This window comes from Streptomyces sp. NPDC052052, assembly GCF_040680455.1.
GTDB lineage: Bacteria > Actinomycetota > Actinomycetes > Streptomycetales > Streptomycetaceae > Streptomyces.
This window is the reverse complement of record NZ_JBFAWU010000002.1, coordinates 271,722-285,197: the sequence shown is the minus strand read 5'-3', so window position 1 is coordinate 285,197 and position 13,476 is coordinate 271,722. Positions and strand designations below refer to the sequence as shown.

Genomic DNA, 13,476 nt, shown 5'->3' with positions numbered 1-13,476 from the left:
GCGGCACTAGTCGCCTGCCGCACCGCGCCCCGGCCCGCCCGTCCCGGCGGACCGGGGCGCGGTCATGAGCGCGGGCCGTCCACCGGTGCCGGCGCCGAGGAGCCCCGCACCACCAGGCGCACGGGCAGGCTGCCGGGTTCGGCCGGGCGGCCGTCCAGAGCCGCCAGCAGGGCGGCCATGCCGCGTTCGCCGACCTGCTCGGCGGGCAGCCGCACGGTGGTCAGCTCCGGCTCGACGGCCGTGGCCAGGGCCAGATCGTCGAATCCGGTGACGGAGAGGTCGTCGGGGACGCGCAGCCCCCGCCTCCGGGCAGCCTTGAAGGCGCCCGCGGCGAGGATGTCGTCGTCGCAGATTATGGCGGTGGGCGGGGCACCGGGGGCGGCGAGTGCCTGCTCCGCCGCTTCACGGCCGGCCTGGACGTCCAGCGCTGCCGTGACGCTCCGCACGCAGGTACCGGGCACCGCCCCCAGGGCGTCGTGGAGCGCCCGGGCACGGACCGCGAAGGTCCAGGTGTCGACCGCGGACGCGAGGTGGACGAAGCGGCGGTGGCCGAGCGCGAGCAGATGCTCGGCGACCTGCCGCATGCCGTCGGCGATGTCGAGGTTGACCCGTGCCGCCACGCCGGTGTCCGCCGGATCGCTGTCGAGCATGACCAGCGGCAGCCCAGCGCCCCGCAACGCGTCGAGCGCACCTGCGGCCATGGAGGAGGCGATCACCCCGTCGAGGGAGGCGCGCGCCGAGGCGAAGGGGTCCCTGGCCGGTCCGGTGCCCTCGGGGGACGGGTAGAGGACGACCTCGAAGCCGTGCTCGGCGGCGACCGCTGCGGCTCCGGTGTAGACACGTGCGAAGAACTCGCTGGTGAGCGCGGGGACGACCAGCAGTGCGGTCCTGGTGCGGCCGAGCCGGAGGCTGCGGGCGGCGAGGTTGGGCTGGTAGCCGAGCTCCTGCGCGGCGTCCCGCACACGCCCGGCGGTGGCCTCGGAGACCCTGCCGCGCCACTTCTCACCGAGCACCAGCGAGACGGTGGCCTGCGACACACCCGCGGCTCGGGCGACATCACGGCTGGTGGGCCTCGCCGGGGCGGGGTGTGACTGTGGTGCGCTGGTCACTCGGGCCTCCGGGCCGGTCGGGGGCAGGCACCGTGCTGTGGACCTGCGGACTGGGCACATGGTACGTATGAACCTCGACGTTATACGTAAAACCTCAGGGTGCCGGAGAGTGCCCGAAGGAGATGGGGCGGGACATGGCCGCAGGCTATCTGGACATCCTCCGGGCGCGGCATGCCGCGCGGCTGCTGACAGGGACCCTGGTGGGGCGGCTGCCGAGCGGCACCGCCCATATCGCGATCGTGCTGTTCACCAGGGCCGAGGGCGGCAGCTACACCCTGGCCGGCGGGCTGGCGGCCGTGTACGGGCTCTCCAACGCCGTCGGACAGCCGCTGCTGGGCCGCGCCGTGGACCTGTACGGGCAGCCGCGCGTCCAGTTCCCGGCCTCCGTCGTGTCGGCGCTGGGAATGGCGCTGCTGGCCCTGGTGGGCCTGGGGTCGCTGCCGTTGGCCTACGGGGCGGTGATCGTGGCCGGTCTGTTCACCCCGCCGCTCGAGGGCGGCCTGCGGGCCTTGTGGCCCAGCGTCCTGGGTGGCGAGGACCGGGTCCATAGGGCGTACGCGATGGATGCCGTGGCCCAGGAGGTGATGTTCACCGTGGGCCCGCTGCTGGTGACGCTGCTCGTCTCGCTGTGGTCGCCGGCCGCGGCCCTGCTCGTGATCAACGCGATCGGCGTGCTGGGGGCGCTCTGCGTCGTCCTCTCCGAGCCCTCCCGTACCTGGCGCTCCGCGCCCCGCGAGGCGCACTGGCTGGGCGCGCTGCGCTCGCCGGGGCTGCTGGCACTGCTCGGCTCGTTCTTCTTCGTCGGGCTCGCACTCGGTTCGATCACCGTGGCCGCGGTCGCCTACGCCGACGACCACGGCCGGGAGTCGGTGTACGGCTGGCTGATGGCCGCGCTCGGCCTGGGGGCGCTGGTCGGTGGTGCGGTGTACGGGGCGCGGCAGTGGGCCGGAGCACCGGAACGGCGGCTGCGGATCATCGTCGCCTTGCTGGCTCTGGGCTATCTGCCGCTGATGCTGACCCCCTCGGTGGCCGGCATGACCGCTCTGGCGGCGTTGGCCGGAGTCTTTCTGGCGCCCGCGATCGCCTGCTCGTTCATCGTGGTGGACCGGCACGCCCCGCGCGGCACGGTGACCGAGGCGTTCTCCTGGCTGGTGACGACGTTCGGAGTGGGCGCGGCGGCGGGAACGGCCGTGGCGGGCCCGGCCGTCGAGCTGGGAGGCACGGCGTGGAGCTTCGCCGTCGCGGGGGCCGGTGGGGTGGCGGCACTGCTGGTCCTGCTGGCCACGGGCAGGGTCCTCGACGTTCCCGGGCGCACGGCAGTTGCCGCGCAAGGATCGGAAAATGATCGAAGCGGTGCTGTCGAACCCGGTTTCAGCTCAGGCCATCAGGCGTAATGTTCAGTCATGGACCGCCGCATTTTCGGGCTGGAGAACGAGTACGGCGTCACGTGCACATTCAGGGGACAGCGCCGACTGTCCCCTGATGAAGTGGCGCGCTACCTCTTCCGCCGTGTTGTGTCATGGGGCCGCAGCAGCAATGTCTTTCTGCGGAACGGTGCCCGCCTCTACCTCGACGTGGGATCGCATCCGGAATATGCAACCCCCGAATGCGACAACCTGACCGAGTTGGTCACCCACGACAAGGCCGGCGAGCGCATTCTCGAGGGTCTGCTCGTCGACGCCGAACGTCGCCTGCATGAGGAGGGAATCGCGGGCGATGTCTATCTCTTCAAGAACAACACCGACTCGGCGGGAAACTCCTACGGGTGCCACGAGAACTATCTCGTGGCACGGCACGGGGAATTCTCCCGGCTTGCGGACATCCTCATTCCCTTCCTCGTCACGAGGCAGCTGATCTGCGGTGCGGGCAAGGTGCTGCAGACACCGCGCGGGGCCGTCTACTGCGTCAGCCAGCGTGCGGAGCACATCTGGGAGGGAGTCAGTTCCGCCACGACGCGCTCCCGTCCGATCATCAACACGCGGGACGAGCCGCACGCCGACGCGGAGCGGTACCGCCGCCTCCATGTCATCGTCGGTGACTCCAACATGTCCGAGACGACCATGCTGCTCAAGGTCGGCGCGACCGATCTGGTGCTCCGTATGATCGAGGCGGGCACCGTGATGCGGGATCTGACGCTGGAGAACCCGATCCGGGCGATCCGTGAGGTCAGCCACGACATCACCGGGCAGCGCAAGGTCCGCCTGGCCAGTGGCCGTGAGGCGTCCGCCATCGAGGTGCAGCGCGAGTACTACGAGAAGGCCGTCGACTTCGTGGACCGCCGGGGAATCCGTACCGGAACCGTCGCCCGGGTCCTGGATCTGTGGGGCCGTACGCTCGACGCGGTCGAGACCGAGGACCTCGACCGGATCGAGACCGAGATCGACTGGGTGATGAAGTACAAGCTCATCGAGCGGTACCGGGCCAAGCACAACATGACCATGTCGCATCCGCGGGTCGCCCAGATAGACCTCGCCTACCACGACATTCACCGTCGTCGCGGCCTGTACTACCTGCTGGAGCGCAAGGGACAGGCCGCCCGTGTCTGCAACGACCTGAGGATCTTCGAGGGCAAGTCCGTCCCCCCGCAGACGACCAGGGCACGGCTGCGCGGCGACTTCATCCGCAGGGCCCAGGAACAGCGGCGGGACTTCACCGTCGACTGGGTCCATCTCAAGCTCAACGACCAGGCGCAGCGCACGGTGTTGTGCAAGGACCCGTTCCGTTCGGTGGACGATCGGGTGGAGAAGCTCATCGCGGGTATGTGAGCAGGCGGAAGGACGCCTTCGGCCGGGCAGGTGACGCGGGCCCCGTACGTTCCTCGTGCGGGGCCCGCGTACGCCCTCCGGGGACGACGGGACAGCCCTTAGAGTGTCGAGGAATCAACCGACTGTGCCGTCTGAGATCTGAGGAACCAGTGCGCCGACTTGCCGGCCTTCTCGTCGTACCCATGCTGCTGTTGACAGCGGCCTGCGGTGGCGGCGAGGGCTCCGCTTCCCATTCCGTTTCCGCTTCCGCCGCATCCGAGGACGGGTTCCCCGCGATCACCGCCGGTGCGAAGTTCGGCGAGAAGCCCACCCTGTCCAAGGGGCAGGGCACTGCGCCCAAGGAGCTGAAGACCAGGGTCATCAGCCAGGGCGACGGCGCCACGCTCAAGAACGGCGATGCCGTCCAGGTCAACTATCTCGGTCAGGCCTGGGACTCCGACAAGCCGTTCGACAACAGCTTCGACCGCAAGCAGCCGTTCGACCTGACCCTCGGCGCCGGAATGGTCATCCAGGGCTGGGACAAGGGCCTCGTCGGCCAGAAGGTCGGCAGCCGGGTCCAGCTGGTCATCCCGCCGGATCTCGGTTACGGAGCACAGGGCCAGGGCGACATCAAGCCGAACGCCACGCTTGTCTTCGTCGTCGACGTCCTGAAGGCGACCCAGATCCCCAAGTCGGCCAAGGGGACCGCGGTCGCCCAGAACGACACCGCCCTGCCGAAGGTCGGCACCAACACCGACGGCAAGGCCCCCAAGGTCACCATCCCCACCAAGACCGACCCGCCGAAGAAGCTCGTCTCCAACTACATCCTGGAGTCCGACGGTGAGGTCGTGAAGGACACCGACAGCGTCGTCGTGAACTACGTGGGTCTGCTGTGGAAGGACGGCAAGACCTTCGACAGCACCTACACGACGGGCAAGACGCAGACCTTCCCGCTGGCCCAGGTCACCCTGAAGGGTCTCAAGAACGGTCTGGTCGGCAAGAAGATCGGCAGCCGGGTGCTCCTTGTCATCCCGCCGGACCAGGGTTTCGGCAACGAGGCCCAGCAGACCATCCCGGCGAAGTCCACGCTGGTCTTCGCCGTGGACCTGCTGGCCAAGATGTAAGACTGTCCCGGTTGCCCAGTTCATCATCATGAGGAGCAAGTCAGTGAGCATCGAGAAGCCCGAGATCGACTTCCCGGGTGGCGAGCCGCCGGCCGACCTGGAGATCAAGGACATCTGGGAAGGCGACGGTCCCGTGGCCGAGGCGGGCGCCACCGTCTCCGTCCACTACGTGGGCGTGGCCTTCTCCACCGGTGAGGAGTTCGACGCCTCCTGGAACCGCGGCGCCCCGCTGCAGTTCCAGCTCGGTGCCGGTCAGGTCATTTCCGGCTGGGACAAGGGCGTGCAGGGCATGAAGGTCGGCGGCCGTCGTCAGCTGACCATCCCCGCACACCTCGCGTACGGCGACCGCGGCGCCGGTGGCGGCCGGATCGCCCCCGGCGAGACGCTGATCTTCGTCTGCGACCTGGTCGCTGCCTGATCCGCGCTCGTGGGACACGAGGGCCCGTGCCGCAAGGCGCGGGCCCTCGCTTTTGTCCGGACACCGCGGAGCGGTACGGTCGACGGTCGTAGAGCACGACAGAAAGGGCGTCGATGGCGATTGCCAAGGCCGAGCGGCTGATGAACCTGGCTCTGTGTCTGCTGGGGACCCGGCGCCCGCTGAGCAAGCGCGAGCTGCGCGGTTCCATCGAGGCCTATCTCGAAGCCGGCTCCGACGACGCCTTCAACCGGATGTTCGAGCGCGACAAGGAAGACCTGCGCGAACTCGGTCTGGTCATCGACACCGTGGAAACCCTGGACGGCGACGCGGGATATCTCGCCCGCCGGGACAGCAACCGGCTGCCCCCGATCACGCTCGACGCCGAGGAGGCCGCCGCGCTCGGCCTCGCCGCCAAGGTCTGGCAGCAGGCACGGCTGGCAGGCGCCGCCAGCGGCGCGCTGCAGAAGCTGCGGGCCGCCGGCATGCCGGAGGCGGAGGACGCCTATGAGGTCCACAGCGCCCTCGAACCCCGTATCCCCGTCCACGAGGCCGCGTTCGAACCCCTGATGCTGGCCTGCCGGGACCGCCGTCCGGTGACCTTCGACTACCGCAAGGCCACGGCCGCCCGGCCCGAGCAGCGCCAGGTCGAGCCCTGGACGCTGGAGTGCTGGCGCGGCCACTGGTATCTGGCCGGCTGGGACCGGGACCGCCGTGCGGAGCGGGTGTTCCGGCTCTCCAGGATCACCGGCCGGGTCCGCTCCCGCGCCGGCGCCTTCACCGCCGAGGTCCCCGATGTCGTGACCGTCCGCGAGACCGTCGAGAGCTGGGCGGGGGAGACGGCGACCAGGACCGCGCGGATCAGGCTGCGCGCCGGTGCCGGATACCCGCTGCGCTCACGCGCCGTCTCCGTACGGGAACTCGGCGACGGGTGGGACGAGTTGGAGATTCCGTACGGACACGGTCTGGACGCCTGGCTCGTGGAGTTCGGTCCGGACGTCGTCGTGACGGAGCCCGCCGACCTGCGGGCCGACGTGGTGGACCGGCTGCGCGCCGTGGCCAAGGACTGAGGGGGACCGTATTCATGGCCACGAACGCCATCGACCAGACCCGCCGGATGCTCTCCCTGGTGACGTACCTGCGTGAGCGGCCCGGCGCCCATGTCCAGGACGTCGCCCGCGCCTTCGGGATCACCGCGGACGAACTGATCTCGGACCTGGACGTGCTGCCCATGTGCGGTACCAGCTTCCGCGGCGGGGATCTGCTGGACATCGACACCGACGGGGACCGGATCTGGTGGCACAACCCGGACGATGTCGCGGAGCCGCTGCGGCTCGCGGCCGACGAGGCGACGGCGCTCCTGGTCGCCGCCCGCGCCGTGGCCACCCTGCCCGGGCTGCGCGAGAGCGACCGGCAGGCGCTGCTGCGGGCCACCGCGAAGCTGGAGACGGCCGCCGGTGAGGCGGCGGCGGCGAGCTCGCGGCTCTCGGTCATCTTCGAGTCCGAGGGCGGTGTCTTCGCCGATGTCGACCGGGCGATCTCCGAGCGGCGCCGGCTCTGGCTGCGCTACTACTCGCCCGCGCGCGACGAACTCACCGAGCGCGAGGTCGACCCGATCCGGCTGTTCGCCGTGGGCCACACCTACATGGAGGCGTGGTGCAGATCCACCGAGGACCGGCGCACGTTCCGGCTCGACCGGGTCGCCGAGATCCGGCTGCTCGACGAACCGGCCGCGCCGCCCGAGCTCGAACTGCGTGATCTGTCCGCAGGTCTCGTCCAGCCCGCGGCCGAGGACCCGGCGGTCGTGGTGGAGGTGGGACCCGGCGGCCGGTGGGTCGCCGAGTACTACCCGCACGACAGTGCACAGGAGCTGCCCGACGGCGGGCTGCGGATCACTCTGCGTACCCCCGACCCGGCGTCGCTGCGCAGGCTCGCGCTGCGGCTGGGCGGGGAAGGACGCATCGTCTCGCCGCCGGAACTGGCGCAGAGCGCACAGCAGGCGGCCCGTGCGGCGCTCGCCGCCTACGATGATCCGGCGTGAGCGGAGCCCTGAGGGAGATATGAGCGATATGTCTGTGGTGTCGGGTGTTCCGACCGTGGTCGTCCCCGAGGCCGTACGCTTCAAGGCCGGCTGTCCGGACTGCGGCAGCAGGTTCGAACTGGCGGCGAGCGCCATCCGCCTCGCCGTGGGCGCCAGCCGTCGGACGACGTTCTACTCCTTCACCTGCCCGGAGTGCGGAGCGGCGGTCCGCAAGCCCGCCGGGGAACGGATAGTCGAGCTCCTCACCGGCGGCGGGGTGCGGACACTGCGCCTCCACGCCGGCCTTTAGGCCTTCGGACACCTGGACACATGGAGGCTCTGCACATGTTCTGGCCCATGCTCGCCGTCGCCCTGGGGTTTCTCGGGATCGCCGTCCTCGGCGTGCTGGCCGTCAAGGTCTTCATCGAGGCCCGGCGTCTGGGGCACCAGGTGGCGCGGACCGCCCAGCGCATCAACCGGGCGGCGGAGGACCTCGAACGGGCCGCGACGGATCTTGCCGCCACCGGTGAGGCCCTGCGTTAGGGATCTCCTGTGAATCAGGGGGTATCAGGGGCCACTGCGGAGCGTGGGCGAGAGGGAGCGCTGCCGCGAGGAGGGCCCGGTACGGCCCACAGGATGCCGCCCGGCTCTGCCGTCCACACGATCGTGTGACCCATGGTGAACAGGGGGAACCGGCGAGTGAAGGTTGCGCCCTCCAGTTTCTCAGCGTCGCGGGGTACCCTGCTGAAGCGGCCCTGAGAGCGAGGCATGGGCCGTAATCGCAAGGATGCATGGGTATTGCCCTGCGTTTACTCCTGCGGGATACGATCGCAGGCAGTACGACGATCGGACATCTGTCCGGCGTTCGATCCGCCCCACCCCTGCTGCCTCGGTGAGAAGGTACACGCATATGTTCGGAAGGCTCGGCGCTCCCGAGATCATCCTGATCCTCGTCGTCATCGTCCTGCTGTTCGGCGCGAAGAAGCTTCCCGACATGGCTCGCTCGCTGGGCAAGTCGGCCCGCATCCTCAAGAGCGAGGCCAAGGCCATGAAGTCCGAGGGCAACCCGTCGGCCACCCCGGCCGAGCCGGCCAACGACGCCGCCCAGGACCAGGCCGCCCCGCGCACCATCAAGGCGGCGCCCGGTGACGTGACCAGCTCGCGTCCGGTCGCGGAGCCGACCGACTCGACCAAGCGCTGACCACCGGGCCGACGCAGGCGCCGCGCACGGTGACGGCCTGCTGCACGAGATGAGGACGTGGGTTGCTCAAGTCTGCCCGCAAACAGGAGACCGATCCAGAGGGCCGTATGCCCCTGGTGGAGCACCTGCGTGAGTTGCGTAACCGGCTGGCGAAGGCGCTGCTCGCGATCGTCGTCGTCACGATCGTGGCCGCCTTCTTCTACAAGGGGATCATCGAGTTCTTCACCGACCCGGTACTGAAGTCGGTCGGTTGCGAGTACAGCTTCGCCGAACTCGCCAAGAAGGAGGACGGTACCTGCGCGCGTATCGTCCTGAACGGTCTGCTCACCCCGTTCACCCTGGCCCTCAAGGTCTCCCTGATGGCGGGTGTCGTCCTGGCCTCGCCGATCTGGCTCTACCAGCTGTGGGCCTTCGTCGCCCCGGGGCTGCACAAGCACGAGAAGAGGTACTCGCTCGCCTTCGTGGGCGCGGGATTCCCGCTCTTCCTCGCCGGCGGATTCTTCGCGTACAAGACTCTGCCCACGATGGCCCGGGTGCTCCTGGACTTCTCGCCGGGCGGGCTCGACAACCAGCTGCCGCTGGACGACCTGCTGGACCTGATCACGCGCATGGTGGTGGTCTTCGGGCTCTCCTTCGAGCTGCCCCTGCTGCTCGTCATGCTGAACTTCGGTGGGGTCATCACCGGTCGACGGATGCTCGGCTGGTGGCGCGGAATGATCATGGGCATCACGGTCTTCGCCGCGCTTGCCACCCCCAGTACCGACCCGCTGACCATGCTGGCGCTCGCCGGACCGATCTGGGTGCTCTACTTCATCGCCACGGCGATCTCCCTCCTCAACGACCGTCGCAAGGCACAGCTCGCGGCGGCCGGTCCCTCCGACGACGAGGCATCGGACCTGGACCTCACCCCGGAGGACATCGGTGAGATCGAACCGGTCGCGTCCAGCCGGTCGCTGCCCGCGCAGGCGGGCTCGGACCGTGACCGGGCCGACGGTTACGACGACATCACCTGACCGGTAGGGTCCCCGGGTGACCAGCGAGATCACCCTCTTCGTCAATCCCACCGCCGGACGCGGCCGGGGCGCGCAGGACGCGCAGCCGGCCGCTTCGGCGTTGCGGGACGCCGGATTCTCCGTCCGCACGGTGCTCGGTACGGACGCCGACGACGCCCTGCGGCGGGCCCGTGAAGCCGTCGCGGGCGGGACCGGTGCGCTGATAGCGGTGGGCGGGGACGGGATGATGTCCCTCGCCCTGCAGGCCGTGGCCGGAACGACGACCCCGCTCGGGGTCGTCGCCGTGGGCACCGGGAACGACTTCGCCCGTGCGCTCGGGATGCCGATACGCGATCCGGCCGCCGCGGGGCGGCTCGCGGCCGAAGCCCTCAAGGGCGGCACCGTCCGCGAGATAGACCTGGGACAGGTCGGTGAGCGCTGGTTCGGCTCGGTGCTCGCCTCCGGCTTCGACTCCCGGGTCAACGACCGCGGGAACCGGATGCGGTGGGTCGGCGGACGGTTCAAGTACGACCTCGCGATCCTCGTCGAACTCGCCGCCTTCCGGCCGATCCCGTACCGCGTCAGGCTGGACGGCGGAGCGGTCCGGGAGATCGAGGCGACCCTCATCGCGGTGGGCAACGGATCGTCGTACGGCGGGGGCATGCGGATCTGCGCGGACGCCGTCATGGACGACGGGCTCTTCGACGTGACCGTCGTCGGGAACTGCAGCCGCACCACCCTGCTGAAGGTCTTTCCCCGCGTCTACCGGGGAACGCACCTCGACCACCCCGCGGTCACCGTGCACCGGGTCTCCTCGATCGAGCTGGCCGCAGCGGGTGTCACCGCGTACGCGGACGGCGAGCCGTTGGGGGCGCTGCCGCTCACGGCGACCTGTGTGCCGGGTGCGGCGAGGGTGCTGGTGCCGGGTTCCGAGGGTGCCATTTAAAGATCGCGTCACTGTCCGAGGCGGCGGGTACGCTCGTAAGCAAGATGACAGAGGACCTCTCACCAGCTGAGCGATACCAGGCTTCTCGGATCCGTGCCGCCGAGCTGGCCACCGCGCTCGCGCCCTTCCGCGCGATGTACGACTTCGATCTGGACCCCTACCAGATCGAGGCCTGTGAGGCACTGGAGGCCGGCAAGGGCGTGCTGGTCGCCGCCCCGACCGGATCGGGCAAGACGATCGTCGGCGAGTTCGCCGTCCACCTCGCCCTTCAACAGGGCCGCAAGTGTTTCTACACCACCCCCATCAAGGCCCTGTCCAACCAGAAGTTCACCGACCTGGTCAAGCGCTACGGCCCCGAGAAGGTCGGCCTGCTCACCGGTGACAACAGCGTCAACGGCGATGCCCCGGTGGTCGTCATGACCACCGAGGTCCTGCGGAACATGCTGTACGCGGGCTCGCAGGCGCTGCGGGGTCTCGGCTATGTGGTGATGGACGAGGTGCATTACCTCTCCGACCGCTTCCGCGGTGCCGTCTGGGAGGAAGTGATCATCCATCTCCCGGACTCGGTGACCCTCGTGTCGCTGTCGGCGACCGTGTCCAATGCCGAGGAGTTCGGTGACTGGCTGGACACCGTCCGCGGCGACACCGAGGTCATCGTCTCCGAGCACCGCCCGGTGCCGCTCTGGCAGCACGTGCTGGTGGGCCGCCGGATGTACGACCTCTTCGAGGAGGAGACGGACCACGGCGGCCGCGGTGCCGGACGCCGCGAGGTCAACCCCGACCTCGTCAGGCTCGTCCGGCTGGAGAACCAGCGCGCGTACAACCCGCGAGACCGCCGCCGCGGCAAGATGATCCGCGAGGCGGACCGGGAGCGGGAGCGGCGCCAGCGCAGCCGGATCTGGACCCCGGCCAGGCCCGAGGTCATCGACCGGCTGGACGCCGAGGGGCTGCTCCCCGCCATCACGTTCATCTTCAGCCGGGCCGGCTGCGAGGCCGCCGTGCAGCAGTGCCTGCACGCCGGACTCCGGCTCAACGACGAGGAGAAGCGCCGCCTGGTCCGCGAGATCGTCGAGGAGCGCACCGCGTCGATCCCGAGCGAGGACCTCCATGTCCTGGGCTACTACGAGTGGCTCGAGGGACTGGAACGGGGCATCGCCGCGCACCACGCCGGCATGCTGCCCACGTTCAAGGAGGTCGTCGAGGAACTCTTCGTACGAGGGCTCGTTAAGGCCGTCTTCGCGACCGAGACCCTCGCCCTCGGCATCAACATGCCCGCGCGCTCGGTCGTGTTGGAGAAGCTCGTCAAGTGGAACGGCGAACAGCACGCCGACATCACCCCCGGCGAGTACACCCAGCTGACCGGGCGGGCCGGGCGGCGCGGGATCGACGTGGAAGGCCACGCGGTGGTGCTGTGGCAGCGCGGCATGGACCCGGGCGCGCTGGCCGGACTCGCGGGCACCCGCACCTATCCGCTGCGGTCCAGCTTCCGGCCCTCGTACAACATGGCCGTCAACCTCGTGCAGCAGTTCGGGCGGCACCGCTCGCGGGAACTGCTGGAGACCTCCTTCGCGCAGTTCCAGGCCGACCGGTCGGTGGTCGGGATCTCCCGGCAGGTCCAGCGGAACGAGGAAGGGCTGGAGGGCTACCGCGAGGGCATGACCTGCCACCTCGGCGACTTCGAGGAGTACGCGCGACTGCGCCGCGAACTCAAGGACCGGGAGACCGAACTCGCCAAGCAGGGCGCGTCGCAGCGGCGGGCCGCGGCCGCGGCGTCCCTGGAGAAGCTCAAGCCGGGCGATGTCATCCATGTCCCCACCGGCAAGTTCGCCGGACTCGCACTCGTCCTCGACCCGGGGCTGCCGGCCGGACGGACCAACGGACACGGACACCGCGGACTCGAATACCACGACGGGCCGAGGCCGTTGGTGCTGACCGCCGAGCGACAGGTCAAGCGGCTCGCCGCGATCGACTTCCCGATTCCGGTGGAGGCGCTGGACCGGATGCGGGTGCCGAAGTCGTTCAACCCGCGCTCCCCGCAGTCCCGTCGCGATCTGGCCTCCGCGCTGCGGACCAAGGCGGGGCACATAGTGCCCGAGCGGCACCGCAAGAACCGTTCCCCGGCGGCCGACGACCGGGAGATCGCCCGCTACCGGGCGGAGTTGCGCGCGCACCCCTGCCACGGCTGCGACGAGCGCGAGGACCATGCCCGGTGGGCCGAGCGGTACCACCGGCTGCAGCGCGACACCAGGCAACTGGAACGCCGGATCGAGGGCCGGACGAACACGATCGCCCGCACCTTCGACCGGATCGTCGCCCTGCTCACCGAACTCGACTACCTCCGCAGCAACGAGGTCACCGAGCACGGGCGGCGGCTCGCGCGGCTCTACGGCGAGCTGGACCTGCTGGCGAGCGAATGCCTGCGGGCCGGGGTCTGGGAGGGGCTGAACCCGGCCGAACTCGCGGCGTGCGTCTCGGCGTTGGTGTACGAGGCGCGGCAGGCCGACGACGCGGTGGCACCGAAGGTGCCGTCGGGGCCCGCGAAGACCGCGCTGGGCGAGATGGTCCGGATCTGGGGCCGGCTCGACGCCCTGGAGGAGGACTTCAAGATCAACCAGACGGAGGGGGTCGGTCAGCGCGAACCCGACCTGGGGTTTGCCTGGGCGGTCTACATGTGGGCGTCCGGCCGGACGCTGGACGAGGTGCTGAGCGAGGCGGACATGCCCGCGGGGGACTTCGTGCGGTGGTGCAAGCAGGTGATCGACGTGCTGGGCCAGATCGCGGCCGCGGCGCCCCGGGACGGGAGTTCCGTGGCGCGCAGTGCGCACAAGGCCGTGGACGCGGTGCTGCGTGGCGTCGTCGCCTACAGCTCTGTGGGCTGAGGGATCGCGGGGCAGGCGCCCCGGGGAGACCCGCGGCGACGGGCGC

At 70.0% G+C, this 13,476-nt stretch carries 13 protein-coding genes; 12 read left to right on the top strand and 1 reads right to left on the bottom strand.

The window, feature by feature from the left end; all coding sequences use genetic code 11:
• Positions 1-62: 62 nt before the first annotated feature.
• Positions 63-1,109 (bottom strand): LacI family DNA-binding transcriptional regulator, encoded by a 1,047-nt coding sequence (locus AB0L71_RS03185; RefSeq protein ID WP_365237209.1) that lies wholly within the window; start codon positions 1,107-1,109, stop codon positions 63-65.
• A 134-nt stretch (positions 1,110-1,243) separates the two neighbouring features.
• Here AB0L71_RS03185 and AB0L71_RS03180 point away from each other — a divergent pair, with 134 nt between their 5' ends.
• The 12 genes from AB0L71_RS03180 to AB0L71_RS03125 all read left to right on the top strand — a co-directional run bounded on the left by AB0L71_RS03180 (position 1,244) and on the right by AB0L71_RS03125 (position 13,430).
• Positions 1,244-2,503 (top strand): MFS transporter, encoded by a 1,260-nt coding sequence (locus tag AB0L71_RS03180; protein ID WP_365237207.1) that lies wholly within the window; start codon positions 1,244-1,246, stop codon positions 2,501-2,503.
• 9 nt (positions 2,504-2,512) lie between these two features.
• The gene (pafA, locus tag AB0L71_RS03175; RefSeq protein ID WP_365237205.1) at positions 2,513-3,874 is read left to right on the top strand and encodes a Pup--protein ligase; all 1,362 of its coding nucleotides are present in this window, start codon (positions 2,513-2,515) and stop codon (positions 3,872-3,874) included.
• Positions 3,875-4,023: 149 nt separating this feature from the next.
• On the top strand, positions 4,024-4,977 hold the full coding sequence (locus AB0L71_RS03170; RefSeq protein WP_365237204.1) for an FKBP-type peptidyl-prolyl cis-trans isomerase: 954 nt from the start codon (positions 4,024-4,026) through the stop codon (positions 4,975-4,977).
• 43 nt (positions 4,978-5,020) lie between these two features.
• The gene (locus AB0L71_RS03165; RefSeq protein ID WP_365237202.1) at positions 5,021-5,395 is read left to right on the top strand and encodes an FKBP-type peptidyl-prolyl cis-trans isomerase; all 375 of its coding nucleotides are present in this window, start codon (positions 5,021-5,023) and stop codon (positions 5,393-5,395) included.
• Between the two features lie 113 nt (positions 5,396-5,508).
• Entirely contained in the window at positions 5,509-6,462 is a 954-nt protein-coding gene (locus AB0L71_RS03160; protein ID WP_365237201.1) for a WYL domain-containing protein, read from the top strand.
• Positions 6,463-6,476: 14 nt separating this feature from the next.
• A complete protein-coding gene (locus tag AB0L71_RS03155; protein WP_365237199.1) occupies positions 6,477-7,433 on the top strand; it encodes a WYL domain-containing protein in 957 nt (318 codons plus the stop codon).
• 19 nt (positions 7,434-7,452) lie between these two features.
• Positions 7,453-7,722 (top strand): hypothetical protein, encoded by a 270-nt coding sequence (locus tag AB0L71_RS03150; protein ID WP_365237197.1) that lies wholly within the window; start codon positions 7,453-7,455, stop codon positions 7,720-7,722.
• Positions 7,723-7,757: 35 nt separating this feature from the next.
• Entirely contained in the window at positions 7,758-7,955 is a 198-nt protein-coding gene (locus AB0L71_RS03145; protein WP_365237195.1) for a hypothetical protein, read from the top strand.
• Between the two features lie 367 nt (positions 7,956-8,322).
• Entirely contained in the window at positions 8,323-8,613 is a 291-nt protein-coding gene (gene tatA / locus AB0L71_RS03140) for a Sec-independent protein translocase subunit TatA (protein WP_365237194.1), read from the top strand.
• Positions 8,614-8,675: 62 nt separating this feature from the next.
• A complete protein-coding gene (gene tatC, locus AB0L71_RS03135; protein ID WP_365237192.1) occupies positions 8,676-9,626 on the top strand; it encodes a twin-arginine translocase subunit TatC in 951 nt (316 codons plus the stop codon).
• Positions 9,627-9,642: 16 nt separating this feature from the next.
• Complete coding sequence (locus AB0L71_RS03130) at positions 9,643-10,551, top strand: diacylglycerol kinase (RefSeq protein WP_365237190.1); 909 nt, start codon at positions 9,643-9,645, stop codon at positions 10,549-10,551.
• Positions 10,552-10,595: 44 nt separating this feature from the next.
• Positions 10,596-13,430, top strand: a complete 2,835-nt coding sequence (locus AB0L71_RS03125; RefSeq protein WP_365237188.1) for a DEAD/DEAH box helicase — start codon at positions 10,596-10,598, stop codon at positions 13,428-13,430.
• The last annotated feature ends 46 nt before the right edge of the window (positions 13,431-13,476 follow it).

Excerpts from the sequence above, each read along its gene's own strand:
- AB0L71_RS03180 (WP_365237207.1), top strand. The coding sequence starts at position 1,244 with ATGGCCGCAGGCTATCTGGACATCCTCCGGGCGCGGCATGCCGCGCGG.
- AB0L71_RS03160 (WP_365237201.1), top strand. The coding sequence starts at position 5,509 with ATGGCGATTGCCAAGGCCGAGCGGCTGATGAACCTGGCTCTGTGTCTG.
- pafA (WP_365237205.1), top strand. The coding sequence starts at position 2,513 with ATGGACCGCCGCATTTTCGGGCTGGAGAACGAGTACGGCGTCACGTGC.
- AB0L71_RS03150 (WP_365237197.1), top strand. The coding sequence starts at position 7,453 with ATGAGCGATATGTCTGTGGTGTCGGGTGTTCCGACCGTGGTCGTCCCC.
- AB0L71_RS03155 (WP_365237199.1), top strand. The coding sequence starts at position 6,477 with ATGGCCACGAACGCCATCGACCAGACCCGCCGGATGCTCTCCCTGGTG.
- AB0L71_RS03125 (WP_365237188.1), top strand. The coding sequence starts at position 10,596 with ATGACAGAGGACCTCTCACCAGCTGAGCGATACCAGGCTTCTCGGATC.
- AB0L71_RS03145 (WP_365237195.1), top strand. The coding sequence starts at position 7,758 with ATGTTCTGGCCCATGCTCGCCGTCGCCCTGGGGTTTCTCGGGATCGCC.
- tatA (WP_365237194.1), top strand. The coding sequence starts at position 8,323 with ATGTTCGGAAGGCTCGGCGCTCCCGAGATCATCCTGATCCTCGTCGTC.